Source organism: Tenacibaculum sediminilitoris, assembly GCF_964513795.1.
In the GTDB taxonomy this organism is placed as follows: domain Bacteria; phylum Bacteroidota; class Bacteroidia; order Flavobacteriales; family Flavobacteriaceae; genus Polaribacter; species Polaribacter sediminilitoris.
Genome location: NZ_CAZEQR010000016.1, coordinates 1 through 26,502, shown reverse-complemented (window position 1 = coordinate 26,502; position 26,502 = coordinate 1). Strand labels below are relative to the sequence as shown.

21 protein-coding genes and 1 pseudogene are annotated in these 26,502 nt (G+C 30.6%); 14 read left to right on the top strand and 8 right to left on the bottom strand.

What is annotated here, in order from left to right; all coding sequences use genetic code 11:
• Positions 1-39: 39 nt before the first annotated feature.
• The 3 genes from ACKTSW_RS06365 (at position 40) to ACKTSW_RS06355 (ending at position 3,058) form a co-directional block, all read left to right on the top strand.
• The gene (locus ACKTSW_RS06365) at positions 40-588 is read left to right on the top strand and encodes a DinB family protein (protein WP_408024444.1); all 549 of its coding nucleotides are present in this window, start codon (positions 40-42) and stop codon (positions 586-588) included.
• 63 nt (positions 589-651) lie between these two features.
• Complete coding sequence (locus tag ACKTSW_RS06360; protein ID WP_408024443.1) at positions 652-1,704, top strand: helix-turn-helix domain-containing protein; 1,053 nt, start codon at positions 652-654, stop codon at positions 1,702-1,704.
• A gap of 100 nt (positions 1,705-1,804) precedes the next feature.
• The gene (locus ACKTSW_RS06355; protein WP_408024442.1) at positions 1,805-3,058 is read left to right on the top strand and encodes a nuclear transport factor 2 family protein; all 1,254 of its coding nucleotides are present in this window, start codon (positions 1,805-1,807) and stop codon (positions 3,056-3,058) included.
• A 67-nt stretch (positions 3,059-3,125) separates the two neighbouring features.
• Here ACKTSW_RS06355 and ACKTSW_RS06350 read toward each other — a convergent pair whose 3' ends face one another.
• The 6 genes from ACKTSW_RS06350 to tsaD all read right to left on the bottom strand — a co-directional run bounded on the left by ACKTSW_RS06350 (position 3,126) and on the right by tsaD (position 10,231).
• Entirely contained in the window at positions 3,126-4,730 is a 1,605-nt protein-coding gene (locus tag ACKTSW_RS06350; RefSeq protein ID WP_408024441.1) for a pyruvate dehydrogenase complex dihydrolipoamide acetyltransferase, read from the bottom strand.
• Positions 4,731-4,733: 3 nt separating this feature from the next.
• The gene (gene pdhA, locus ACKTSW_RS06345; protein WP_408024440.1) at positions 4,734-5,729 is read right to left on the bottom strand and encodes a pyruvate dehydrogenase (acetyl-transferring) E1 component subunit alpha; all 996 of its coding nucleotides are present in this window, start codon (positions 5,727-5,729) and stop codon (positions 4,734-4,736) included.
• A gap of 143 nt (positions 5,730-5,872) precedes the next feature.
• On the bottom strand, positions 5,873-6,550 hold the full coding sequence (locus tag ACKTSW_RS06340) for a hypothetical protein (RefSeq protein ID WP_408024439.1): 678 nt from the start codon (positions 6,548-6,550) through the stop codon (positions 5,873-5,875).
• Between the two features lie 57 nt (positions 6,551-6,607).
• Positions 6,608-7,273: a M15 family metallopeptidase gene (locus ACKTSW_RS06335; RefSeq protein WP_408024438.1), complete on the bottom strand. Its 666-nt coding sequence runs from the start codon at positions 7,271-7,273 to the stop codon at positions 6,608-6,610.
• Between the two features lie 58 nt (positions 7,274-7,331).
• On the bottom strand, positions 7,332-9,104 hold the full coding sequence (locus tag ACKTSW_RS06330) for an LTA synthase family protein (RefSeq protein ID WP_408024437.1): 1,773 nt from the start codon (positions 9,102-9,104) through the stop codon (positions 7,332-7,334).
• Between the two features lie 98 nt (positions 9,105-9,202).
• Positions 9,203-10,231: a tRNA (adenosine(37)-N6)-threonylcarbamoyltransferase complex transferase subunit TsaD gene (tsaD, locus tag ACKTSW_RS06325; protein ID WP_408024436.1), complete on the bottom strand. Its 1,029-nt coding sequence runs from the start codon at positions 10,229-10,231 to the stop codon at positions 9,203-9,205.
• Between the two features lie 228 nt (positions 10,232-10,459).
• Here tsaD and ACKTSW_RS06320 point away from each other — a divergent pair, with 228 nt between their 5' ends.
• The 5 genes from ACKTSW_RS06320 (at position 10,460) to ACKTSW_RS06300 (ending at position 19,468) form a co-directional block, all read left to right on the top strand.
• Positions 10,460-14,833 (top strand): translocation/assembly module TamB domain-containing protein, encoded by a 4,374-nt coding sequence (locus ACKTSW_RS06320; RefSeq protein ID WP_408024435.1) that lies wholly within the window; start codon positions 10,460-10,462, stop codon positions 14,831-14,833.
• The gene (locus ACKTSW_RS06315; protein ID WP_408024434.1) at positions 14,830-15,762 is read left to right on the top strand and encodes a DUF368 domain-containing protein; all 933 of its coding nucleotides are present in this window, start codon (positions 14,830-14,832) and stop codon (positions 15,760-15,762) included. Before ACKTSW_RS06320 ends, ACKTSW_RS06315 begins: the two co-directional genes overlap by 4 nt.
• A 26-nt stretch (positions 15,763-15,788) precedes the next feature.
• Positions 15,789-16,796: a DUF368 domain-containing protein gene (locus ACKTSW_RS06310; RefSeq protein ID WP_408024433.1), complete on the top strand. Its 1,008-nt coding sequence runs from the start codon at positions 15,789-15,791 to the stop codon at positions 16,794-16,796.
• A complete protein-coding gene (locus ACKTSW_RS06305; RefSeq protein WP_408024432.1) occupies positions 16,777-17,538 on the top strand; it encodes a shikimate dehydrogenase family protein in 762 nt (253 codons plus the stop codon). Before ACKTSW_RS06310 ends, ACKTSW_RS06305 begins: the two co-directional genes overlap by 20 nt.
• Positions 17,539-17,623: 85 nt before the next feature.
• On the top strand, positions 17,624-19,468 hold the full coding sequence (locus ACKTSW_RS06300; protein WP_408024431.1) for a DUF349 domain-containing protein: 1,845 nt from the start codon (positions 17,624-17,626) through the stop codon (positions 19,466-19,468).
• A gap of 56 nt (positions 19,469-19,524) precedes the next feature.
• Here the strand turns inward: ACKTSW_RS06300 and ACKTSW_RS06295 are convergent, their stop codons facing one another.
• Entirely contained in the window at positions 19,525-19,932 is a 408-nt protein-coding gene (locus ACKTSW_RS06295) for a hypothetical protein (RefSeq protein ID WP_408024430.1), read from the bottom strand.
• A 21-nt stretch (positions 19,933-19,953) separates the two neighbouring features.
• A complete protein-coding gene (locus tag ACKTSW_RS06290) occupies positions 19,954-21,624 on the bottom strand; it encodes a M1 family metallopeptidase (protein ID WP_408024429.1) in 1,671 nt (556 codons plus the stop codon).
• 92 nt (positions 21,625-21,716) lie between these two features.
• On the opposite strand from ACKTSW_RS06290, the gene ACKTSW_RS06285 reads away from it, so the two are divergent.
• From ACKTSW_RS06285 to ACKTSW_RS06260, 6 genes and pseudogenes are all read left to right on the top strand, one after another.
• On the top strand, positions 21,717-22,517 hold the full coding sequence (locus ACKTSW_RS06285; protein ID WP_408024428.1) for an SDR family oxidoreductase: 801 nt from the start codon (positions 21,717-21,719) through the stop codon (positions 22,515-22,517).
• A gap of 125 nt (positions 22,518-22,642) precedes the next feature.
• Positions 22,643-23,296 (top strand): fructose-6-phosphate aldolase, encoded by a 654-nt coding sequence (fsa, locus tag ACKTSW_RS06280; RefSeq protein ID WP_408024427.1) that lies wholly within the window; start codon positions 22,643-22,645, stop codon positions 23,294-23,296.
• Positions 23,297-23,406: 110 nt separating this feature from the next.
• Positions 23,407-25,089, top strand: a complete 1,683-nt coding sequence (gene menD / locus ACKTSW_RS06275) for a 2-succinyl-5-enolpyruvyl-6-hydroxy-3-cyclohexene-1-carboxylic-acid synthase (protein ID WP_408024426.1) — start codon at positions 23,407-23,409, stop codon at positions 25,087-25,089.
• A gap of 1 nt (position 25,090) precedes the next feature.
• A complete protein-coding gene (locus tag ACKTSW_RS06270) occupies positions 25,091-25,507 on the top strand; it encodes a S1 RNA-binding domain-containing protein (protein WP_408024425.1) in 417 nt (138 codons plus the stop codon).
• Between the two features lie 8 nt (positions 25,508-25,515).
• Positions 25,516-26,268: a transporter gene (locus ACKTSW_RS06265; protein ID WP_408024424.1), complete on the top strand. Its 753-nt coding sequence runs from the start codon at positions 25,516-25,518 to the stop codon at positions 26,266-26,268.
• 85 nt (positions 26,269-26,353) lie between these two features.
• Positions 26,354-26,502 (top strand): annotated as a pseudogene (locus tag ACKTSW_RS06260) (IS3 family transposase); the annotation flags it as partial.

Sequence of the window (26,502 nt, the reverse complement as noted above, 5' to 3'; positions counted from 1 at the left end):
TCAATATAAAAGCCTCAATTTTGAAGAAAATTTTAAAGAATGATTTTTAAAACTGAAGAATTACTAGAAGAATTAAAACAGTATGTAAATTCTCACATACATTTTGCAGAATCGTTAGATACATATTCAGAAATCGACTTACAAAAGAAAAAAGAGGTAAAGTCTTGGTCTATAATTGAATGTTTAGAGCATTTAAATAGGTATGCAGATTTTTATAATAGAGAGCTTAAAAAGCAGTTAGATAAATCTAAATTATCAAAATCAGAAGTATTTAAACCTAGCTACTTCGGAAATAAATTTGCATTAGAGATGCTTCCTAAAGAGGGAATGAAAACAATGAAAACCTTTAAAACTAAGAATCCTATTTACTCAAAACTGATTACTAAAGAGGTTGTAGATCGTTTTTTAAATAGTCAAATAGAGTTGTTAAGGTTGTTAGAATTAGCCAAACAAAAAGACTTAACTAAAATTAAAACAGCAACAACTTTGCCTTTGCTAAGGTTTCGGTTAGGAGATACATTTCGTTTTGTAATTTACCATAATGAACGACATGTAGTACAAGCAAAAAAGATGTTAATAAAATTGTAGAAAAATAACTAGTTAAGATAGCAGTATTTTATATATTTTAGTTGAAATTTTGCTAAAAATAGTATGTTTGACAATCCGCTACTTTTCTTTATTTGTTCTTTAGGTGTTTTCAATGGTTTTTTAGTTAGTGTGTATTTTCTATTGATTAATAAAACAAATAGAGTACCAAATTTTTTGTTTGGATTGTTGGTGTTGTTTTTAACCGTTAGAATAGGAAAGTCGGTTTATACAGTATTTACTCCTAGAGAAGAAAGAAATTTATTGGTTATACAAATAGGCTTATCTGCCTGTTTTTTAATAGGTGTTTCGTTATATTTTTACTTAAAATCATCCGTCGAAAAAACAAAAAAGATTTCGCTAAAGTGGAAACTCCATTTTTTACTATTACTAATGGTAATAACTATAATTGGGGTTATAAAACCTTATGCAGTTGATACACTTTTTTGGAATACCTATTTTGTGAAGTTTATTTATTTGGTTTGGGGTATTTATGTTGTATTATCGAGTTTTATATTAAAAGATGTTTTTAGAAAATTTTTTTCAAAGAAGGATGTCTGTAATACAGCAGAAGTATGGTTAATAGCTGTTTTTTGCAGTAACTTATTAATTTATCTAGCATACATCGTTGGCTATTTTTATTTCTATTTTGTAGGGACTGTAACTTTCTCTTTGGTGTTTTATGGTTTAGTATTACTTTTTATTTCTAAGAAAAATAGAGAGTCAATCTTTAGAGACTTGCCTGAAAAATATTCCGCTAAGAAAATAAAAAATAATGAAGCCGACTTGTTAAAATTGCAATTAGATTCTTTAATGAAAGAGCAAGAACTGTACAAAGATACAGCTATTAAATTATCAGATATATCTACTGAAATAGGAGTATCTCCTCATAAATTATCTCAGTTTTTAAATGACAATCTTGGAAAAAGTTTTGCTTTTTTTTTAAATGAGTATAGAGTTAATGAAGCAAAAAGATTGTTAAGAGAAAATCATAAAATTACATTAGAAAGTATAGGTTTTGAAGCTGGATTTTCTTCAAAATCAAACTTCTACGCTACCTTTAAAAAGGTGGTTGGTAAAACACCTGCCCAATATCAAAAGCAATTTTTAACAGGTTAGTTAGTGCAGAATTATAATTCAGGACACCTAAATTATAATGTATCATCAAAAACGAAGCTTATTTTAAGAGGTTTGAAGTGAAATTTAAATCTTTTAAAAAATGAAAATTATAGCGACCCTAATTTCAGCTTTCTTTTTTATATCTAGTTTTTCTCAATATAAGGAAGATACTAAGCAAGAACTTTTAATTAATATCTATGGAGGTAAACAACAAAAAGTAATTAATTATGACAAGAGTTTTGTGTCAGATGATAAGTTGTTTTATGAAAGTCTAGATCGTCCTCAAGCAAATTTTATACTTTCAGATAAAGAGTTGATAGAGGAAACACTCAATAACTATATAGAAGGAAGTTCTTATAATAAAATAAACCTTCTTAGAAGATCTTTTTCAAAAGATGCTACTTTATATCTTACAGGTAGAGATGGTTTTAAACGTTATACTAAAGAAGAATACTCAAATTTTTTTTCACCTGATAATAAAGGAGAATTTAATGGTAGAATAGGAGAGATCATTTCTATTGATGTAGTTAATGACATTGCTACCGCCAAAGTTGAAATTTTAATACCTAGCCGTAACTGGAGATTTGTAGATCTATTTTTACTGAAGAAGTTTACCAATAAATGGGAAATTATAAGTAAAACAGCAACTAGAGAATCTTCAAATAAAACAGGAAACAAAATTTTGTTTGTAGTTTCTAATGCTAATTATTACTTAGGAACTGATATTCCTACGGGAAATAGTTTTGATGAGATAATATTAGCTTATGAAATATTTAAAGATGCTGGTTTTAATATAGATATTATAAGCCCGAATGGAGGTGCTATTCCTTTGAAATACCTAAATACATCAGAAAAAAAGAAGAAGGAGTATTTGTATAATGGCGATTTTATGTATGCTTTAAAAAACACTAAAAAACCAACGCAAGTTCGTTCGTCGAATTATAAAGCAATTTATTATGTGGGAGGAGGAAGCGCTATGTTTAATGTACCTAAAAATAGAGAGATTCAAAAATTAGCTATAGATATTTATGAAAAACAAAAAGGAGTTATTAGTGCAGTATGCCACGGTACGGCAGGAATTGTTTATTTAAAGAGAAGTAATGGAGAATATGTAGTGAAAAATAAACGTGTAAATGGTTTTCCTGAAGATTATGAAAAGAAAGATAGAGCGTATTTTAAAAGCTTTCCGTTTTTAATTAGAAAGACGATAGAAAAACATGGCGGAAAATTCTTTTACTCAAGTTCTCCTCTGGAACCACATGTTGAAGTTGATGGAAGATTGGTGACAGGACAAAATCCAGCATCAGTTCCTAAATTGGTAAATGAGGTAATCAAAATCATTAATTCAAAATGATGCTTGCTTGATTGGGTTCATAAAAAAAGCTCGCAATTTTGCGAGCTTTTTTTTATTTTATTGAAAACTAAGCTAACATAGTAACTGGGTTTTCAATATAGGTTTTTAATGTTTGTAAAAATTGAGCACCAATAGCACCGTCAACAGTTCTGTGATCACATGCTAAAGTTAATTTCATAGTGTTTCCTACCACAATTTCTCCGTTTTTAACTACTGGTTTTTGTACAATTGCACCTACCGATAAAATAGCAGAGTTTGGCTGATTGATAATTGAAGTAAAACTTTCAATACCAAACATTCCTAAATTAGAAACTGTAAAGGTACTTCCTTGCATTTCTGTAGGAGTGATTTTTTTGTTTCTAGCTTTACCAGCTAAATCACGAACAGCAGCACCAATTTGTGTTAAACTTAATGCATCTGTATGCTTTACCACAGGAACAACTAAACCTTCGTCAACCGCAACCGCAACACCTACGTGAATGTGACTGTGAAATAGGGTGTTGTTATCTGTCCAGCTAGTATTAACTTGTGGATGCTTTTTCAATGCCATTGCACATGCTTTTACTACCATATCGTTAAATGATATTTTAGTATCTGGAATAGCATTGATGGTTTTACGAGAAGCCATTGCGTTATCCATATCTACTTCAATATTTAAGTAGAAGTGAGGTGCAGAGAATTTAGAATTACCCAATGCCTTAGCGATAGCTTTACGCATCTGAGAATTTTTAACTTCAGAAGTGTTTTCTTCTCCTGCAATTGAAAAATTAGTTACTGCCAATGGAGTAGCTGCTTGAGTTTCAACTTTTGTAGCTGGAGTATAGTTTTCAACATCTTTTTTGATGATACGACCATTTTCACCAGAACCTTTAATATCGGCTATATTAATTCCTTTGTCTTTAGCGATTTTCTTAGCTAAGGGAGATGCAAAAATTCGCCCACCTTTATTATTTGATACAGTCTCTACTGGAGTAGCAACTGTTACTTCTTTACTTTCTACAGCTTTAGGTGTTTCTTCTTGTTTTTCAGAAGTTTCTCCACTAGTTAAAGCACCGGCTTTGTGAGCTTCTACTAAAGAAGAAACGTCAGTTTTAGCTTCACCAATAATAGCTAATAAACTATCTACAGGAGCACTTTCACCTTCTTGAACACCAATATGCAATAAAGTTCCTTCGTTAAAAGATTCAAACTCCATTGTAGCTTTATCAGTTTCAATTTCAGCTAAAATATCTCCTTCTTCAACACTGTCACCCACTTTTTTTAACCAAGAAGCAACAGTACCTTCAGTCATAGTATCACTTAAACGAGGCATTGTTACTACTTTTACACCTTCAGGTATAGTCGAGTCTATAGCAGTACTTTTTTCTTCTTTTTTTGGAGTTTCTTCCTTTTCAGGAGTACTACTTTCATTTAATAAAGCTGAAAAATCTTCTCCTTCTTCACCGATAATAGCTAAGAGACTATCAACAGGAGCTGTTTCGCCTTCTTGAACACCAATATGTAATAAGGTACCTTCGTGGAAAGATTCAAACTCCATCGTAGCTTTATCTGTTTCTATTTCAGCTAAAATATCTCCTTCTTCTACTTTATCACCTACTTTTTTTAACCAAGAAGCTACGACACCTTCTTCCATCGTATCGCTTAAGCGAGGCATGTTTATAATTGTAGCCATAGTTTACTTAGATTTTATAAATGGGTAATCTTCTTGTTCATATACCATATCGTATAATTGATTTAGTTCTGGATATGGAGAATCCTCTGCAAATTTCTCGCATTCTTTAACTATATCTTTTACTTCTTTATCAATTGTTTTGATTTCATCTTCTGAAGCATACTCTTTTTCTTTGATAACCTCTAGAACTTGAGTAATTGGGTCTATTTTTTTGTATTCTTCAACTTCGTCTTTAGTACGATACTGTTGAGCATCTGACATAGAGTGTCCTCTATATCGATATGTTTTCATTTCTAAGAAAGTAGGTCCATCACCACGACGAGCTCTTTGAATAGCTTCATCTACAGCTTCAGCAACTTTGATAGGATTCATTCCATCAACAGGTCCACAAGGCATTTCATATCCTAAACCAAGTTTCCAAATATCAGTATGGTTTGCTGTTCTTTCAACAGAAGTACCCATAGCGTATCCATTATTTTCAACAATAAATACTACAGGTAATTTCCAGTTCATTGCCATGTTAAAGGTTTCATGTAAAGAACCTTGACGTGCAGCTCCATCACCAAAAAAACATAAAGTAACTGCGTCACTACCTTTGTATTTGTCTCCAAAAGCAATACCAGCACCTAAAGGAATTTGTCCTCCTACAATTCCGTGACCACCATAAAAACGGTATTCTTTAGAAAAAATATGCATAGAACCTCCCATACCATGAGAAGTACCCGTAGCTTTACCATATAATTCTGCCATTACGCGCTTAGGGTCTTCACCCATACCAATTGGTTGAACGTGGTTACGATAAGCAGTAATCATTTTATCTTTTGTCAAATCCATTGCATGTAATGAACCTGCTAAAACAGCCTCTTGACCGTTATATAAGTGTAAAAAACCTCTAACTTTTTGCTGAATGTAAACTGCTGCTAGCTTGTCTTCAAACTTTCTCCAAAATAGCATATCTCTATACCAATTGATATAAGTTTCTTTGGTGACTTTTTTCATTATATACTTAGTTGTTTATTTTAATGTTTGCTCGCTTTACTTACCGCAAAGCGTAGCTACAAAAATAAGTAGTTTTTAGTAATTTAAAAAAAGTTATTACTAAAAGTTAAAGAAAGGTTTTTAAAAGGAAAAGGATATTGAAATTACTTTTCTTTAGCTACAATAATTGTGGCTTTGGCGCCTGTAGCTAAATTCCATTCATTAGACGAAATTAGCATTCCCGCATCGTTGTAAATCTTAAAAGCAGCAGTATTAGGACCAGAAGTTCCTTGATTTAAGGCTACAATCTTTATTTTATTAACTCCTTTATCTAAAGGGATGTTAAAAGATTGATAACGTTGTTTTAGTGTTAAGTTACTAATCACAGGTATGTCGTTTACATAAATGGTAACTCTATCTCCATCTGGGTATTGGTAGTCTCTACAAATAATATTAACACTTTCACCTTTTGTTGAAAAACTACCTAAATCCTGATCAATAATTGGATATTGATACATGCCATTTATTTTTTTGAAAGATTTTAAATAACGCTCTTCAGCAATTTTGGCTTGGGTTAATATACCTTTATTTTCTAAATCTTTTTGCGCTTGCTTTTTTTGAAGTTCTTTTTGGTGCTTTTGATGTGCAGTTTTAAACCCATTTTCATTATCAAACCCTAAAGATTCAGGTTTTTTTACTTCTTTAGCAGGCGGAGTAATAATTCCAAAAGAGGAGTTTCCCTTTTTTTTACCACCGATAGTGCCATCCATCTGTGCAAAAACATTAGATGTTGCTATACTATATAAAAAAAAGATTATAAATGTTAATGTTGTTTTCATCATTGCAAAGAAATCAAAGCAAATATAATGCCGATTATTAAAATAAAGAGTTAAAACTAGTTATTTTACAGGGAAATCGAAAAAGGTTTTAGGAAAGGGCTCACCCTTTAGAGTAAAATGCCACCATTCTTTACTATATGGTCTAAAACCATGTTTACGCATTACCTCTTGTAGTAATTTTCTGTTCTTCTTTTGTTGCTTAGTAAGATTCTCGTAAGTAACGTGAGAAGAAATTCCAAAAAAATCATATGGACTTCCCATGTCTAATTCTTTTCCTGTTTTTAAGTTTACAATGGTTAGGTCAACAGTACTACCTCTAGAATGTCCTGATTTTGATGAAATATATCCTAATTTAAATAAATGACGTTTATTAACTTCTGGATAATATTGTTGTTTCATCAATGTATCATTTATTATTCGAGCCCATTTTACAAAATGGTTTACAGCTGTTTGAGGTCGATATGCATCATATATTTTTAAGCTAAGCTGTTGCTTTATTAATTCGTCTTGAACTTTTTTTAAAGCCTTAGCTGTAGGGGTGGTTGCTATAAGAACATTTTCTTCATACCCATTTACTGGGACTCCCATAAAATTATTATCGTGACAATACCTTAATTCATTTTGTATGGTAGGAGATAGGTCTTTAATATATGAAAAGCCTTTGGGTAAATTCTGAGACTGAATTGCTAAAGAAGCAAGTAAAAAAAAACATAAAATCCATTTCATAAAGTAAAAGTAATGAAATGAATTTTAAGTGATTTTGTCTTATTATAAAGATTAACGTTTATTTATCTAAAAAATCTTGATACGCATTTTGGCTGATTGCTTTTCCTAAAGAATCTAAAGGTTGATAATTACCTTCTTGTATAACAGGTTTATTACTTACATAATCATATACAAAAGTTCCATTTTTAGAAATAGTCCCAAAACCGTTGTTAAATACATAATGAACATATTGGCTTTCAGAAGTATTAAAAATGTTTTTTCCAAATTGAAATTGTTTTGGTTTTCCTTCTAAGATATCTATTAATGTGTATGCTAAATCACTTTGAGCACTAAAATTATCAATAGTAATTCCAGTTTTATTGAGAGCTCCACCTAACCAAACCATTGGAATTTTAAATCTTTTAGGAGAGTTAAAATATCCTTTATGCTTGGGTAATGGGTGTCCATGGTCAGATAAAATAATAATTAGAGTATCATCCCACCAAGGCTGCTTTTTTGCATCATTAATAAACTTACCTATAGCTTTGTCTGTATAAGCTTGTGCGCTTCTGTATAAATTTTCTACTGACTTTTTACCGAATTTATATTCGCCAGGAAATTCATAAGGTTCATGGCTAGTAAGTGTGAGAGCTATTTCAAAAAAAGGCTTTTTAAGGGTAGGAGCAGATAAGTCTTTCATAAATCGATCTAAAAATATATGATCATGAGCTCCCCATTTTGAGTTCCAATCTTCTCTGTTAAACTCAGTTCCATCAACAATTTTATCTATTTTACCATTGCGTAAATAAGTAATCATATTCCCAAAATTACTATCACCTCCATAATAAAAGCCAGTATGGTACCCTAAGTTTTTCATTTCTTTGGTAAGCATTGGTAGTTTTCTTGCTTTATATGGAATTTTCATAATGCTTTTTGTTGGTTGAGGATAATAACCACTTAAAATAGCAGGAACTCCTTTGTCTGTTCTATCCCCATTTCCATAGAAATTAGTAAAAAGAATACCTTCTCTAGCTAGCTTGTTTAAGTTAACAGTAACATTGGGTTCACCATCTAAAACACCAACTGCTTTTGCAGAAAGACTTTCCCAAATAAGAATAATAACATTAGGCTTTTTAGTATTTAAAATAGAGTCTGTACTGGCTGTTAAAAGTTTACTTTTAGTTTGATTGATGATGTTTTTAGCAATGTCACTTTTATAGTGTATATATGGGTTTTTACCATCAGTTTTATAACTAATGGTGTTAGCGAAATTCCAAATAAAGTTTACTGCCGTATGATTGGCAAACATGTTTTTAGAGAAGTATACATTACTTTGATTAATAGGAATATTAGCAAAACCACCTCGCATAGGGATAATTAAACTACCTATTAGTAGTAAAAACACAGGGGCTTCTAAAAAATGTTTTTTATTTAATTTACTAAGAGTTTTATTTAAAACCTTATTGAAGCAGTAAAAAGTAGTTAAGGAAAGCAATATCCAAGCAAGTATGCCTGTAATTAATTGTAAAGCACTAATTGAAGCTAGCATAGCTTTTGGGGTATTGATGTAATTTAATACTGTAGCGTCTATACGAACTCCCCAAAATTTATACAAAGAAATATCTATTAACATAAATAGGTTAATAACCAAAAGGATTGGGAAAGTATATCCTTTAATAATATAACTAATAGTTTTTTTAGGAATCCAGATTGAAAGTAAAATAATTAAGAAAGGAATGATAGCCAAATAAGCAGCAAAAGAAAAATCTAATTGAATACCATATACAAATGTTTTTAAAACGGTGATAAAACTTAGTTCAGAAGTTTTATCAAAATAATATAATAAAAACAAAAAGCGAGCGAGTAAAAAATAAACAACCCACAAGCAATAATATGCAATACTAAATAAAAATCTGTTTTTAAAGTTATTCATTATGGTAAAAAAGAGATTTATTCTGTAACTTTTAAACGGGCTTTAGCAGTTACTGAAATATCAGAGTAATTATTATTTAAATATTTTAAGTATCCAGCTATAGCAATCATAGCAGCGTTATCTGTGGTGTATTCAAATTTAGGAATGTAGGTTGTCCATCCCCAGTGTTTTTCAGCTAAAGTTAAGCGTTTGCGTATTTCTGAGTTAGCAGAAACTCCTCCAGCAATTGCTATATGTTTAATACCAGTTTGTTTAGTGGTGTTTTTAAGCTTATCCATTAAAATTTCAATAATAGTGTATTGTATGGAAGCACAAATGTCATTAAGGTTTTCTTTAATGAAATTAGGATTTTCTTTTACATTTTTTTGTATGAAATATAAAATTCCTGTTTTTAACCCACTGAAACTAAACTCTAAATCACCTACTTTAGGTTTGGTAAACTTAAAAGCTTTAGGGTTTCCTAATTGAGCATATTTGTCAATTAAAGGCCCTCCAGGGTAAGGTAAGCCTAATATTTTTGCTGACTTATCAAAAGCCTCTCCAACAGCATCATCAATCGTTTCACCTAAAATTTCCATATCAAAATGATTGGTAACCTTTACAATTTGTGTATGTCCGCCACTAATGGTTAAACAAACAAATGGGAATGGAGGTATCTTGCTTTCTTCTTCTTCAATAAAATGAGCCAAAATATGTGCCTGCATATGGTTTACATCTATTAAAGGAATCTTTAGTCCTAAAGCTAAAGACTTAGCAAAAGATGTACCGACTAATAATGAGCCCATTAAGCCAGGGCCACGAGTAAAAGCAATTGCATTTAAATCGTTTTTAGTTATACCTGCCTGTTCTATAGCTTGTTGTACAACAGGAACAATGTTTTGCTGATGCGCTCTAGAAGCTAACTCAGGAACCACACCACCATATTTAGCATGTACATCTTGGTTTGCTACAACGTTACTTAATGCCTTTCCATTACAAATTATTGAAGCGCTTGTATCATCACAAGAACTTTCAATGCCTAAAATATAGATGTTTTCTGTACTCAAATCTTTCCGGATTTAGGTTACAAAAATATTGATATTACGTTAGATTTTCGTTAAAAATAACATTTCTTTAAAATAAGGCAACATTTTTGCAGTTTGCTGATTACTTTTGTTCATTAAGATTAATAAATAGGCATAAAAATTAAAAAAACAGCTAACATAATAGGTAGAATACTAAAGTATACAGTACTTTTTTTACTCCTGCTTTTTATTTTGCTATCCTTACCTTTTGTGCAAAGTCAACTTGCCAAACAAGCTACTAATTGGGTAAATAAAGAGTACAATACAAATATTGTTGTTAAAAAAATTGATTTATCTTGGTTTGGAAGTGTTCAATTAAAAGAAATTGAAATTAGAGACCACCATAAAGACACACTAATATTTGTAAATAATTTAAGCACTTCCTTATTAAATGCAAAACGAGTTTTAGAAAATCAAGTAGATTTAGGAGAAGCTTCTTTAAATGGAATTCATTTTTACATGAAGACTTATAAAGGGGAAAACAATGATAACATGTCTATTTTCATCGATAGCTTTGAAGATGGGAAACCTAAAGATAGTTTAGCTGTACCGTTTATTCTTAAAAGTAATAAAATTACTTTAAATGATTTAACTTTTAAGTTACTAGACGAGAATAAAGATAATTCACTTGAGTTTGCAGCCTATAAAGCAGGAACTGTGTTAAATGATTTTTCGATTGTAGGACCTGATGTTTCTGTGAAAATAAGAAATATGTTCTTTACAGGAAATAGAGGCGTGAATGTTTCAAATTTATCAACTGATTTTACATATACAAAATCCTTTATGGATTTTAAAAATACAACGTTAGAAACAGCTAACAATACAAAACTTCAAGCTGAAGTTAAGTTTACATATAATCGAAAAGATTTTGTTAGCTTCAATGATAAGGTAAAAATTAAAGCTAATTTTAAAGAAAGTGTAGCCTCAGTAAAAGACTTGAGTAAATTGTATAATGAAATTGGAGGACACGATTTTTTATACCTAAGTGGAGATATTGAAGGTGTTTTGAATAATTTTAGTGCCAATAATGTTCGAATACATTCTAAAGGAGGAATGAGAATTATTGGAAATATGGGGTTTGTAAATGCAGTTAAAACAAGTAGAGGTTTCGTGTTCGATGCAGACTTAGCTAACCTTACAGCTAACCATTCTCAATTAAGAAATGTATTACCAAACTTATTAGGAAGAAACCTGCCAACAGAATTTCAAAGACTAGGTAACTTTACGTTAAATGGAATAGTAAAAGTAACTCCCGAGCAAATGGATGCAACTATATCAGTAAAATCTGAAATAGGCACTGCAATATCCGACCTTCAATTAACAAATATAGATAACATTGATGAAGCTGAGTATACAGGGGAAATAGAGTTTAAAAACTTTGACCTTGGTGTTTTTGCTAATGATCCTGTGTTAGGAACTGTTTCTTTAAAGGCAGACGTTAATGGTAGTGGGTTTAATGTTGAGAATGTTAATACAATTATAATAGGAAAAGTAAGTAGTTTACATTTTAATGAATATGAGTATAAAAATTTACAAGTAAATGGTCAATTTCAGAACAAAAAATTTGATGGCTTGTTAAATGCAGCGGATGAAAATTTTAAACTAAAATTTGAAGGATTAGCTGATTTTTCATCAGCAATTAACAAATTTGATTTCATAGCTAATGTTGATAGAATTGATTTAAAAAAAACAAATTTATTTACTCGTGATAGCATTTCAGAACTAAAAGGTAATATCAACTTAAATATTTCAGGAAATACATTTGATGATATTATTGGTAAAGCAACGTTTGAAAATTTAATTTATACAAATCAAAAACAAAGTTATCCTTTTAAGATTTTTGAAATAAACTCTTCGGTAAAAGATAGTATAAAAACGATTGAAGTAAACTCAGAAGATATTGTAAAAGGGTATGTGAAAGGAAAATTTTCTTTTGAAGAGTTGTTACCTATTAGTCAAAATGCTTTAGGTAGTGTATATACAAACTATCGTCCGCACGAAGTAGCGCCAAATCAATTTTTAGATTTTGATTTTACTATTTATAATCAAATAATAGATGTATTTCTACCAAGTATATCAATAGGTAAAAACACACGATTAAAAGGTCGTATAAACTCAGATAAAAAATCATTAAAACTTACATTTAAGTCACCACAAATAAATGCTTATAAAAATATAATTGAAGGAGTGGTTTTAAGATTAGATAATAAAAATCCACTTTACAATACTCACTTAACAGCAAATAAAGTTAATACTAAGTATTATAATATAGAAAAACTAAACTTGTTAAACCGAACTCAAAATGATACGCTGTTTTTTAAATCGGTTTTTAAAGGAGGAAAAAATTATGCAGAGAGTTTTAATCTAGACTTTTTTTACACCATCAATGAGCTTCGAAAATCGGTTGTTGGAATTCAAAAATCAACATTATTTTATAAAGGGTTTGATTGGGAGGTGAATCCAAATGACGATAGAGATAATAAAGTGACGTTCGATTTACAAAAAGAAGACTTCGTTATCAGTCCCTTTGTTTTTAAATCTGGAGAACAAAAAATTAATTTTAAAGGAGTGTTACGAGATAGTACTTTTAGAGACTTACAAGCAAGTTTTGATAAAGTAAAATTAGCTAGTTTTTTACCGCCTATTGATAGTTTAAAGTTAGGAGGAAAACTAAATGGAGTACTAGAATTCAAACAAGAAAATAAAACAGTGAGTCCTAAAGGGAATATTTATATTGAAAGCTTTTATATCAATGACTATTCACAAGGAGATTTAGCCTTAAATATAACAGGAGATAATTCTTACAAAAAGTATAATGTAAATTTATCTTTAGAAAGTGATAAAGCAAAAAATATATCGGCAACAGGAGGTGTAGATTTCTCTGAGGAAAGACCAATTATAGACCTAGATGTATATTTAAAAGAATACGATATAATAGCCTTTAGTCCGCTAGGAGAAGACGTATTATCAAAACTAAGAGGAAAGGTAACCGGAGATTTTACAGCAAAAGGATATCTGAGAAATCCTAATTTTAATGGTGTACTTAATTTTGAAAATGCAGGATTGTCTTTCCCTTACTTGAATGTAGACTTTGACTTAAAAGGAAACACCAGTGTGTTTTTAGATAAGCAAGAGTTTATCTTTAAAGATATAATCTTAGAAGACACAAAATACTTAACCCAAGGAAGGTTATCAGGAAGTATTGTGCATCAAAATTTTGAGGACTGGTTTTTAAACTTTGATATTAATACTCAAAACTTATTAATTTTAGACACAAAAGAAACAGAAGAATCACAGTATTATGGAACGGGGTTTTTAAATGGAGAAGCAAAAATAAGGGGACTTACCAGTAACTTAGATATTGATGTAAATGGAAAAACAAATAAAGGAACTCTTTTTGTAATTCCTTTAAGTGATGTTAAAACAATAGATAATTACAAATTAATCCGATTTAAAACAGGAAGAGAAGAAGAGGGGGGAACTAAAGGAAAAGTAATAAGAGATATAAAAGGATTAGATTTAAAGTTAAACTTAACCGTTACAAAAGATGCAGTAGCTCAAGTAGTAATAGATAAGGTTTCAGGAAGTGAATTGAAGGGAAGTGGAGAAGGAAATTTATTTATAGATATTGACACCCGGGGAAAGTTTAAGATGTTTGGAGATTTTGTAGTAGATAACGGGTTCTACAATTTTAAGTATGCAGGCATAAACAAACCATTTATAGTGCAAAAAGGAGGAACGATTTCTTGGAATGGTGATCCCTATGAGGCCGATTTAGATATAACAGCTGTATATAGAACAAAGGCAAATCCAGCTCAGTTACTAGACAATATCAACTCAAATCGTAAAATTCCAATTGATTTATACACAAAAATTACAGGAGGCTTATTTAGTTCAAAACAAGAATTTGATATCAAAATACCAAATGCAAATTCAACTGTAAGTTCTGAGTTAGAATTTATTCTGAATGAAAATGACCTAAATACTAAAATGCAGCACTTCTCATTTTTACTCGCTTTTGGTACATTTTATAACGCAGATGCTATTGGTAGTAGTGCTAGTTCAGGAATTACAGGAACAGCCTCAGAAATTGCCTCAAGTATTTTAACAAATATGCTAAATAGCGATGGAAATAAGTTTCAATTAGGAGTTGGATACACACAAGGGGATAGGGGAGATGTTGATAATCTTAATTCAGACGATCAAGTAGATGTATCAGTATCAACACAATTAAGTGATAGAGTATTGGTTAATGGAAAAGTAGGAGTACCTGTAGGAACTAATACACAAACGAGTGTTGTTGGAGAGGTAAAAGTAGAAGTACTTTTAAATGAAGAAGGTAACTTAAGAGGTACGGTATTTAACCGTCAAAATGAAGTGCAATATTCTACAGAGGAAGAAGGATATACACAAGGAGTAGGTATTTCATATCAAGTTAATTTTAATAACTTGCGGGACTTAGGAAAAAAATTAGGTTTAAATAAAAAGGATAAGAAAAAAGAAGTAAGAAAAGATAGTTTAAAACCAAAGAAAAAAAATCTGATAAAATTTAAACCTAAAAAAAATAACCAAACTACTTTATGAATAATAGATCAAGTAAAGATTACCTTATAATCATGTTAAAAGGGATAGCTATGGGGGCTGCAGATGTAGTTCCAGGTGTATCAGGAGGTACTATTGCATTCATTTCAGGAATTTATGAAGAGCTATTAAGTACAATTAGTAATATTGATATTAATTTGTTTAAAACGTTAAAAAGTAAAGGTTTAAAAGAAACATGGAAACAACTAAATGGTAATTTTTTAGCAGCACTTTTAACAGGAATTTTTATCAGTATAGTTTCTTTAGCTAAAGTAATTTCTTGGTTATTAACAAATCATCCCATCTTAGTGTGGTCTTTTTTCTTTGGATTGGTATTAGCAAGTGTTATTTATATCGGAAAACAAGTTACAAAGTGGAATATTATTTCTGTTGTTTTACTAGTCTTAGGAGCAATACTTGCTTATTATATTACAACTCTAAATCCGTTGGTGTCTGAGCATTCATCATTGTTATTTATGTTTTTGGCAGGAGCCATTGCTATATGCGCAATGATTTTACCCGGTATCTCTGGTTCTTTTATTTTGGTATTACTAGGAGCATACAAACTAGTTTTAGCAGCTGTAAATAATCGTGATTTTACAACGATAACAGTAATAGCTATAGGAGCAATTATAGGGTTATTATCTTTCTCAAGAGTTTTAAAATACTTATTTTCAAAACATAAAGATTATACTTTGGTTGTTTTGACAGGATTTATAATAGGCTCATTAAATAAAATTTGGCCATGGAAAAAAGTACTTACTTACAGAACGAATTCACACGGAGAGCAAATTCCATTTAATGAATTATCAATTTCTCCATTTTCTTATGAAGGAGACTCTCAATTAATATATGCAACTTTACTAGTCTTAATTGGGTTTGGACTTATTTTATTACTTGAAAAAATAGCAGTAAAAAGCATTAGAAAATAACTAATTTAGTGTTCTAATCAAACAATATGTATAAAGAACGCACGCTACCGCAAAAAATAAACCTTTTTTTTAAAGGACTAATAATGGGAGGAGCTAACAAAGTACCAGGAGTTTCCGGTGGTATGGTAGCTTTTGTGATGGGGTTTTATGAAGAGCTTATTTATACTTTTCAAAGAATAAACGGTAAAGCTTTTAAGCTACTATTTAATGGGCGATTTAAAAGCTTTTCAAATTACACCAACTTCCAATTTTTAATATGGGTAATGGCTGGAAGTATATTTAGTTACTTCAGTATTTCTCTTGTCTTAGATTATTTTTTAAGGAATTATCAGTTATATGTTTGGTCATGGTTTTTCGGAATGATTATCGGTTCTGTTTACTACATATCCAAAGATTTTGGAGATTGGAACCCTAAAACTATTTTAGGATTACTTACAGGAGCTACAGTAGGTGTTTTTATTAGTTTTATGACACCAGCTACAGAAAACGATAACCTATGGTTTGTGTTTTTATGCGGTATAATAGGTGTTTCAGGAATGACACTACCAGGACTTTCAGGGTCATTTATTCTTATATTATTAGGAAACTATGTGCTTTTGTTGGTAGATAGTGTAAATGTATTGGGAAATGTAATCACAAGCCTATTATCTGGAAACTTTGAAGTGTTTCATGATGAAGTAAAATTACGTTACTTAAAAATTATAGGAGTTTTCACCGCAGGTTCAGCGTTTGGTCTTGTGTCTATTTCACATATTTTAGGCTATGTTTTAAAAAGATGGCATCAAATTGTAACAGCTGTTATCATAGGTTTTATAACAGGTTCATTGGGGGTTGTTTGGCCATGGAAAGAAACTATTTATAAAAAAGGAGATGGTATATTTTTGCTAGATCAAAGCGGAAATAAAATTATAGAAAACTACCAGAGATTTATTCCTAATTTTAACAGTCAAGAAACATGGATTTCAATAGGATTCATTATTATTGGAATCGCATTAATATTAATTATTGATTTTTATGACCAAAAAAGAAAATAAGCATTTATATGCTTTAGTAGGAAAAAACATTTCGTACTCATTTTCTCGTGGATACTTTACAGAAAAGTTTGAAAAACTAGATTTAAAAAATCATGAGTATATCAATTTTGATATTCAATCTATACATGAACTTCCTCAAAAAGTAAAAGAAAATAAAAAGCAATTAAAAGGAATGAATGTTACCATTCCGTACAAACTAGATGTTTTCAATTTTTTAGATAGAATAGACAAGAAAGCACTTAAAGTAGGAGCCGTAAACACTATAAAAATATCTAAAAAAGGAAGATTAAAAGGGTATAATACAGATGTGTATGGTTTTAAAAAGTCATTAAAACCATTATTGAAAAAACGTCATAAAAAAGCTTTAATTTTAGGAACAGGAGGAGCTTCAAAAGCGGTAGCTTATGTGTTAGAAAACTTAGGTATAAAGTATAAATATGTCTCAAGAACACCTAAAGAAAAGAAAGAAATATCGTACCGAGATATTAATAAAGAACTTCTACAATCGTATACTATAATAGTTAACTGTACACCATTAGGTACACATCCAAATGTAGATAATTGCCCTGATATTCCGTATGAATCTTTATCAGATAAACATTTATTGTATGATTTAATATACAACCCATCCGAAACTACTTTTTTGCGTAAAGGAAAAGAACAAGGATCAGCTATAAAAAATGGATTAGAAATGTTGGAACTTCAAGCAGAAAAAGCTTGGAAAATATGGAACAATCGTTAGATGCTTAAAACAAAAATAAAGTTTGCTATTCTCTAAGAATCCGTATCTTTATAATCTAAATTAAAGGAACTTAAACATTGTAGATATGTTAGAAAATAACGAAGAGAAAGTAGAAAAACCAATTACAGAAGAGCAAGGAAAGACAAATGAGGAAACTGAAAATGCAGTTAATGAAGTTGAAAATGAGGTAGCCAATGAGTCTGAGAAAGCTGATGAAAAGCATGAAATACCTTTGCCTGATTATGCTTCGATGGAGTTAGATAAATTGGTTGATGAGTTAAAAAAGTTGTTAAAAAATTATCCAGTCCAACAGTTAAAGTCAAATGTAGATGCTGTAAAAACTGCATTTAATTCTAAGTTTGGAGCATTGTTGGCAGAAAAAAAAGAAGCTTTTTTAGCTGATGGAGGTAATTCTATTGATTTTCAATTTTCTAGTCCAGTAAAAACAGAGTACAATAATTTATTAGGGGAGTATAAGACTAAACGTGATGCTTATTATTCTCAGTTAGAAAAACAATTAAAAGAGAATTTAGAAAGAAGGAATAATTTAATTGAAGAGTTAAAAGCTTTAATTAAAAATGCTGACCCCAAAACAATGTATAATGATTTTCAAAAAATTCAAAATCGTTGGAAAAGTGTAGGAGCAGTTCCGAAAACAAAATATAATGATACTTGGAAAACGTATCACCATCATGTAGAGCGTTTTTACGATTTATTACATTTAAATAAAGACTTTAGAGAGTTAGATTTTAAACACAATTTAGGAGAAAAATTACGATTAATTGAAAGAGCAGAAGTTTTAACTGAAGTTGAAGATGTTAATGTTGCTTTTAAAGAATTACAAGAGTTACATCGTATGTGGAAAGAGGATATAGGCCCTGTTTCTAGAGAACATAGAGAAGATGTTTGGGGAAGGTTTAGTGAAGCAACTAAAAAAATACACGATAGACGTCATCAGCATTATAGAGAGTTGAAATCGAAACACCAAGAAATGATTGATGCGAAGTTAGCAGTAGCAGCTGAAATACATGCATACGACACTTCTAATAATAAAACACATAATGATTGGCAAAAAAGTATTGTAGAGATAGAAAAACTACGCAAAAAATACTTTGATATAGGAAAACTTCCCTACAGTAAAAGTGAAGCTGTTTGGCAAGAGTTTAAAGCAGCTACAAAAAAGTTTAACACTGCAAAAAATACTTTTTATAAACATGAAAAAAGTGCGCAGAACGATAACTTAAAGAAGAAAATGGAATTGGTAGAGTTAGCGGAAAGTATGAAAAACAGTGAAGACTGGAGCGAAGCTACTAATACGATGAAGCATATTCAATCAGAATGGAAAAAAATAGGACATGTGCCAAGAAAGTTTTCTGATGATATTTGGAAACGTTTCAAAAATGCTTGTAATCATTATTTCGACAGGTTACACGCTCGTAAAAATGAGGAAAATAAAGAACAGTTAGCAGTAGTAGAAGCTAAAAAAGAATTCATAGAGCAAATTAAAACTGCTGAAATTTCTACAGAAGAAGATGTAGAGAAAATGTTAGCTAATTGGAGAGCGTTAGGAGTATTGCCAAGAAACGCACGCTACTTAGATGAGAAATTCAATAAAGCAATGGATGCCCACCTAGATAAGCTAGATATGGGTAGGAATGATATTGAAATGATGAAGTTTAAAGGTGTTATTGATACATATTTATCACAAGAAGACTACAGAAAACTAGATAGTGAACAATTTTTTATTAGAAAGAAAATAGATGAAACGGTACGTGAAATGCAACAGTTAGAAAATAACTTAAGTTTTATTTCAAATGCAACAGAGGATAACCCTTTGGTAAAAAATGTACGTAAAGGAATTCAAGAATTTAAAGACCAATTAAATCTTTGGCAAGAAAAACTTGATTACTTAAGAAGGTTAGATTACTAAGCGATAATGTATAATTAAAGAAAAACTCAAATCTTAAGATTTGAGTTTTTTTATATCTAGTTTTTAATAAGTCTTTTTGCTACGGTAAGTTCAATTATAGATAGAGTAATAATAATTAGGACCTCAATTAAAATATAAATCCAGCCCACACTAGTAATTGTTTTAAAATGATAGAATACTAATCCAATAGAAAAGCAACAATACAATAGATTTAATATGGCAATTCCTTTTAAAAAAGGTTTTAGGCTATTGTATGCTTTTTGGTAGCAGTAAAAATCATAGAAGGTAAAAATTATTGGAAAAATAGCTAGTGAATAAAGGGTTGAAGGAGGAATTCCTATAACACTTTCAAAATTCACCAATATAACTCCTAATAAAAAAGCAGATAAAACAGCCCCTAAGCCATCTATTAAAAATAGTTTTTTAGGATTAAGTGTAAAACTTTTTAGTAACCGTTTAATCATAAAAGATAGGATACAGTTATTTTAAACGGATTTAGAGTTAACATAATAATTCTGGTCAACTTCAATATAGTTTTCTTTAATAGTTTTTGTTTGCCAATTCTCAGTAGAATTTAGTAATTCATCTTTTCCATCAATAGTTACTTTTATTGGCATATTAAAACCTTTTACAACATTATTCCAACGATATTTTAAAGTATTGTTTTTAATTGTATACTCTAACTCAGGAATCTTCACTGTACGTAAATATTGATCGAATACTTTACTTAAATCAATTCCAGATTTCTCAATTATGTATTGTTCAATTTCTTGTGTGGTGACTGTTTTATGGTAAAAATCAGCATTCAATCCACGTAAAATTTGTCGCCATTTTTCATCATCGTTTACCAATTGACGAATCGTATGTAGCATGTTAGCTCCTTTGTAATACATGTCTCCAGAACCTTCATTATTAACATCGTAATGACCAATAATTGGTTTGTCATTTTGAATAGAACTTCGTGTTCCAATAACATATTCAGCAGAAGCTTTTTTACCATAATAATAATCTAAAAATAAGTTTTCAGAGTAAGCTGTAAAACTTTCATGAATCCACATATCAGCAATATCTACATTGGTAATATTGTTAGCGAACCATTCATGACCAGCTTCGTGAATAATAATAAAGTCAAATTTCAATCCCCAACCAGTTCCAGACAAGTCTCTACCTAAATATCCATTTTTATATTGATTCCCGTAAGTAACGGAACTTTGATGTTCCATTCCTAAATACGGAACTTCTACTAGCTTAAAACCATCTTCGTAAAAAGGATACTTACCAAACCAATGTTCAAAAGCCTTCATCATTTTAGGAGCATCTTTAAATTGCTTTTTGGCTTTTTCTAAATTGTTTCTCAGTACATAATAATTCATATCTAACATCCCATCTTCACCCTGATACTTTTCAGAAAAATGAACATAATCTCCAATGTTAACATTTACCCCATAGTTGTTAATTGGATTGTCTACAAACCAATGGTAGGTAGTCGTGTTATCATTATGTTGTTCAATGTTACGTAAACGCCCATTAGAAACATCCATTAAGTTTTTAGGCACACGAACACTAATTGCCATACTATCTACTTCATCGTACATGTGGTCTTTATTTGGCCACCAAACACTAGCCCCTAACCCTTGGCAAGAAGTAGCAACAAAATGATTTCCATTACTATCTTTTTTCCAAGAAAAACCACCATCCCAAGGAGCTCTGATAGCTTCTTTAGGTTTACCTTCATAATATACATCAACAGAATTTATGGTTCCTTTCTTTTGAGGAGATTTCAACTGAATAAAATGGGCATTGCCTTCAGAAATAACTTTTAGCTCTTCATTGTTTTGAGTTGCTTTGGTAATTTTTAAAGGAGGTTGCAAGTCTATTTGTAAAACTTGATGAGGTTTTAAAACTTTATATTGTACTGTGTTTTTCCCTTTAATAAATTTTTTATCAGGATTTACAGCTACATTAAGGTGGTAATATGTTAAATCCCACCATGACCTTTCAGGGGTTATAGAACCACGTAAAGAATCTTGCCGGGTAAACTTTTCAGTACTTGAAAATAAAGCTGTGTTCTTTTGAGCTGTTGAAGAAGAACATCCAGCAATAAAAATAGTGAAAGATGTTATAAAAACAGATAAAGAAAACGTTTTTTTATACATAGTGTTTGTTCTTGAAAAATGAAGTGCTAAGATAAGTTTTTTAAGTTTTTTTATTGAAGGTAACTTTAAGATATTTGCTTAAAATAAGAACAATGTCAAAAACAGTTTTCATAACAGGAGCGTCTTCAGGAATAGGAAAGTCAATAGCGATCTATTTGCATGATAGAGGGTTTAACGTCTACGGAACTAGTAGAAGCCCTCAAAAAGTAAATGTTCCATTTCAAATGGTGGAGCTAGATGTAACTAACCAAGAATCAATAAAGAAAGCTATAGAGGAAGTAATTACTATTGAAGGAAAAATTGATGTGTTAATAAACAATGCTGGAAAAGGAATTACAGGTCCTATAGAAGATACACCAACAGAAGAAATGAAGGATAATTTTAATACAAACTTCTTTGGAGTAATTGATGTCGTTAAAGTAGTATTACCTTATATGCGAAAGCAAAAATCAGGAACTATTATTAATACCACGTCAATTGCAGGATATATGGGGTTGCCGTTTAGAGGAATCTATTCAGCAAGTAAAGGAGCTTTGGAGTTAGTAACAGAAGCCTTAAGTATGGAGGTGAAAAGCTTCGGAATTAATGTGGTGAATGTAGCACCAGGAGATTTTGCTACGAATATTGCAGCAGGGAGGTACCACACACCTGTTTTTGAAAACTCTGCTTACAAAGAAAAATATGCTGAAAATTTAGCTTTAATGGATACGCATGTAAATTCAGGTGCAGATCCAATACTAATGGCTGAGGCAATTTATAAAATCATTGAAAATAAAAATCCAAAAATTCATTATAAAATAGGTGGGTTTATGGAGAAGTTTTCAATTGTATTAAAAAGAATATTGCCCGATAAAGTTTATGAAAAATTACTAATGAATCATTATAAATTGTAAATTCGCAGAAGATTAGTAATTAAAGAAAATTACGGCATAAAATATTGTTTTATGCGTTGTTTTAAAGAGAGTTATACTCTCGTAGAATTCAAGAATTAGAACACAACTACATAATAAATATACAGATGAAATTTTTTATTGATACAGCTAACTTAGATCAAATTAGAGAAGCGCAGGCTTTAGGTATTTTAGATGGGGTAACAACAAACCCGTCATTAATGGCTAAAGAAGGAATAACAGGAGAAGATAAGATTATCAATCACTATAAAGCAATTTGCGAAATAGTAGAAGGAGATGTTTCTGCTGAGGTAATCTCTACTGATTTTGACGGAATGGTGAAGGAAGGAGAAGCGTTAGCTGCTTTAAATCCTCAAATCGTAGTGAAATTACCTATGATTAAAGATGGAATAAAAGCATGTAAATATTTTTCTGATAAAGGAATTAAAACAAATGTAACTTTAGTGTTCTCAGCAGGTCAAGCATTATTAGCTGCAAAAGCAGGGGCAACGTATGTGTCTCCGTTTATTGGTCGTTTAGATGATATTTCTACAGACGGTTTAAATCTAATTGCTGAAATCCGTCAGATTTTTGATAACTATGGATTTGAAACAGAGATTTTAGCAGCATCTGTACGTCACACTATGCATATTATTGATTGTGCTAAGATTGGTGCTGATGTTATGACAGGACCTTTAAGTGCTATTGAAGGATTATTAAAACACCCTTTAACAGATATCGGTTTAGCTAAATTTTTAGCAGATTATAAAAAAGGAAACTAACCAACTTAGTTGAAAAAAATATAAAGTCATTTCGAACGAAGTGAGAAATCTAGTTATTAAGATAAGATTTTTCGTTTTTCTCGAAATGACATTTTTTAACTTTAAAAGAAATGTTCCCAAAAAAAGAACTCGCACAATTAGTAGTTTCAGCATGTCATCAATTTAATATTGATACCGTGGTGATTTCTCCAGGCTCTCGTAATGCACCGCTTACTGTTGGATTTTCAAACCATCCAACAATTGAAGCATTAAGTGTAGTTGATGAGCGTTGTGCAGCTTTTTTTGCGATGGGGATAGCACAACAAAAGCAAAAACCTGTAGCTATTGTATGCTCTTCAGGTTCGGCTTTATTGAATTATTATCCCGCCATATCAGAAGCTTTTTATAGTAATATTCCACTCGTTGTAATTTCAGCAGATAGACCAAAGCATTTAATTGATATTGGTGATGGACAAACCATTCGTCAAGAAAATGTATTTGAAAATCATATCTTGTTTTCAGCTAATTTGATTGAGAAAGAAAGTCAGTTGAAAAAAAATACCGATTTACTGGTTAAAGCATTACAGGTTTCTATAAACCAAAAAGGACCAGTTCATATCAATGTTCCGTTTGACGAACCTTTATATGAAACAGTTGATGATTTATATCCCGTCATTGTGAATAAAGTGAAGCAATCTTTTGATAAGTCAAACGTTATTTCGAGTGAAGTGGAGAAGTCTGATGAAGGTTACAATAAACTTTTTTCTATTTGGAATTCTTCAACTAAAAAAATGATTTTAGTTGGAAGCAATTTTCCAGATGTCAAACTTCAAAAAATATTAGATACCTATGCAGAAGATACTTCTGTTTTAGTATTAACAGAAACTACTTCAAATATATATCATCCTAAGTTTATCAATAGTATTGATAAGTTAATCTCTAAGTTAACCGAAGAAGAATATAAAGAGTTACAACCTGAAGTATTAATTACTTTAGGAGGAATGGTAATATCTAAAAGAATAAAGCAGTTCTTAAGAAGGTTACAACCAAAACACCACTGGCATGTTGATGAGTTAAAAGCAATGAATACTTATCATTGTTTGTCAGAATTTGTACAAACGAATCCCGTAACTTTTTTAAGAATACTTTTTGATAAAAAGAAAGATGTTCAAAGTGATTACCAAACAAGATGGTTGCGAGTGAAAGGTATTAGAACCATAAAACATGAGGTATATTTAAAAAACTGTGAATATTCAGATTTAAAATCTTTTGAAGCTATTTTAGATAGCATTCCTGATAATTCACAAGTACAAATTAGTAATAGTTCAATTATTCGATACTCGCAATTGTTTGATATGAATTCTACACTACAAGTATTTTGTAATAGAGGAACTAGCGGGATTGATGGTAGTACAAGTACAGCTATAGGAGCCGCTTTCAACTCAAAAAACCAAACAATATTTATAACAGGAGACTTAAGTTTCTTTTATGATAGTAATGCGTTGTGGAATACTAATATTCCGAAGGATTTTAGAATAATTATTTTGAATAATGCAGGAGGTGGTATTTTTAGATACATTCCAGGGCCGCTAACAACGAATGCTACTGAATATTTTGAAACACCACACGGTTTAACAGCAGCGTATTTGTCAAAAATGTATGGTTTTGAATATGTTCAGATAAAAGACTTAAAGAGCTTACAAAATAATTTGACTTCGTTTTATTTAGAATCAAATCAACCAAAAATAATGGAGGTTTTTACTCCAAAAGAAATAAATGATGTAGTTTTAAAAAACTATTTTAAAAACTTATAAGATGGAATTAAAAGAAGGTGATAAGGTAGATTTAGTTATTGGTGTACAAACATTATTAGGGTATTCAGTTTTAATTAATGAAGAGTATGAGGGATTGTTATATAATAATGAAGTTTTTAGTGATGTTGAAGAAGGGATGCGAAAAGTAGGCTACGTTAAAAAAATACGTGAAGACGAAAAAATTGACGTATCGCTACGTCCACAAGGATTTAAAAATGTAATTGATTCAGATGTAGATAAGATACTTAAAAAACTCGAAGACAAAGGTTTTTTGTTGTTAACAGATAAAAGCTCTCCAGAGTCTGTTAAATTTCATTTACAAATGAGTAAAAAAGCATTTAAAAGAGCCATAGGTAGTTTATATAAAGATAAAAAGATAGAATTGCAGGAAGATAGAATAGTGCTAGTTAAAAAATAAAAGTTAAAATGAAAAAGATAATTTTAGGAATGAGTGCAGTGTTAACCTATGTTAGCGCGAGTGCTCAATTTCAAGAAACAATAGATTCTGGGCGACCAGGAAATTCAGTCGGAGTTTTTACGGTAGGTAAAAATGTATTTCAAGTGGAAAGTGGTGTAGATTATTTAGAAAATCAAAACCTTTACTTATCAAATACTCTCTTTAAATATGGGGTAACAGAAATTATTGAGATTAATGGAGGAGTAGCTTACAATTTTTCTAGTAATGAAGAGGTAGAAATGTTCTCTGTTGGAGGAAAGTTTAATGTTTTTGAAGGAGACTCAATGTTACCATCTACAGGGTTTCAAACAACACTTAACATATCCAATATAGAAACGGAGAATTCTTATGCTTCGGTATTATTTATTTTAGGATATAATTTAGATGAAAATTGGAGTTCTACTTTTAATTTAGGAGCGAATATAGATTTAGAATCGAGTACAGTAATAGAAGATTCAAAAGAAAAAAATATCCTGTTTATTGAAGGTGTTTATACTTTTAATTTATCATATAAAATTAATGATAAATGGAGTACTTTTATTGAGCCTTACGGAACACTTGATAAATATTACAGTCCCAAAATTAAAATTAATTTTAATTCGGGTCTTTCTTATTTATTTACCAAAAATTTAAAAATAGATTTTTTAGGAGGATACAAAATAAATACAGAAGAAATTATGATAGGAGCTGGAGTTTCATGGAGGTTAACTCCAGGTACTTAAACCAAAAAAAAGCAACTTTACTAAAGTTGCTTTTTTTTGGTTGTTTGTCCCGTCCTGAAATAAGTTGACACAAAATCGACTTATTATGAGTAAAGGAGTAAACAAGCGGGTTAAGCGCACCCAACGCGATTACAATTTAGGCTTTAAATTAGCCTTAGTAGCCGAGGTAGAAAAAGGCAACTACACCTATAAGCAGGTACAAAAAGTCTATGGTATTCAAGGTAGGAGTACTGT

Excerpts from the sequence above, each read along its gene's own strand:
- ACKTSW_RS06365 (WP_408024444.1), top strand. The coding sequence starts at position 40 with ATGATTTTTAAAACTGAAGAATTACTAGAAGAATTAAAACAGTATGTA.
- ACKTSW_RS06360 (WP_408024443.1), top strand. The coding sequence starts at position 652 with ATGTTTGACAATCCGCTACTTTTCTTTATTTGTTCTTTAGGTGTTTTC.
- ACKTSW_RS06355 (WP_408024442.1), top strand. The coding sequence starts at position 1,805 with ATGAAAATTATAGCGACCCTAATTTCAGCTTTCTTTTTTATATCTAGT.
- ACKTSW_RS06350 (WP_408024441.1), bottom strand. The coding sequence starts at position 4,730 with ATGGCTACAATTATAAACATGCCTCGCTTAAGCGATACGATGGAAGAA.
- pdhA (WP_408024440.1), bottom strand. The coding sequence starts at position 5,729 with ATGAAAAAAGTCACCAAAGAAACTTATATCAATTGGTATAGAGATATG.
- ACKTSW_RS06340 (WP_408024439.1), bottom strand. The coding sequence starts at position 6,550 with ATGATGAAAACAACATTAACATTTATAATCTTTTTTTTATATAGTATA.
- ACKTSW_RS06335 (WP_408024438.1), bottom strand. The coding sequence starts at position 7,273 with ATGAAATGGATTTTATGTTTTTTTTTACTTGCTTCTTTAGCAATTCAG.
- ACKTSW_RS06315 (WP_408024434.1), top strand. The coding sequence starts at position 14,830 with ATGAATAATAGATCAAGTAAAGATTACCTTATAATCATGTTAAAAGGG.
- ACKTSW_RS06310 (WP_408024433.1), top strand. The coding sequence starts at position 15,789 with ATGTATAAAGAACGCACGCTACCGCAAAAAATAAACCTTTTTTTTAAA.
- ACKTSW_RS06305 (WP_408024432.1), top strand. The coding sequence starts at position 16,777 with ATGACCAAAAAAGAAAATAAGCATTTATATGCTTTAGTAGGAAAAAAC.
- ACKTSW_RS06300 (WP_408024431.1), top strand. The coding sequence starts at position 17,624 with ATGTTAGAAAATAACGAAGAGAAAGTAGAAAAACCAATTACAGAAGAG.
- ACKTSW_RS06295 (WP_408024430.1), bottom strand. The coding sequence starts at position 19,932 with ATGATTAAACGGTTACTAAAAAGTTTTACACTTAATCCTAAAAAACTA.
- ACKTSW_RS06290 (WP_408024429.1), bottom strand. The coding sequence starts at position 21,624 with ATGTATAAAAAAACGTTTTCTTTATCTGTTTTTATAACATCTTTCACT.
- ACKTSW_RS06285 (WP_408024428.1), top strand. The coding sequence starts at position 21,717 with ATGTCAAAAACAGTTTTCATAACAGGAGCGTCTTCAGGAATAGGAAAG.
- fsa (WP_408024427.1), top strand. The coding sequence starts at position 22,643 with ATGAAATTTTTTATTGATACAGCTAACTTAGATCAAATTAGAGAAGCG.
- menD (WP_408024426.1), top strand. The coding sequence starts at position 23,407 with ATGTTCCCAAAAAAAGAACTCGCACAATTAGTAGTTTCAGCATGTCAT.
- ACKTSW_RS06270 (WP_408024425.1), top strand. The coding sequence starts at position 25,091 with ATGGAATTAAAAGAAGGTGATAAGGTAGATTTAGTTATTGGTGTACAA.
- ACKTSW_RS06265 (WP_408024424.1), top strand. The coding sequence starts at position 25,516 with ATGAAAAAGATAATTTTAGGAATGAGTGCAGTGTTAACCTATGTTAGC.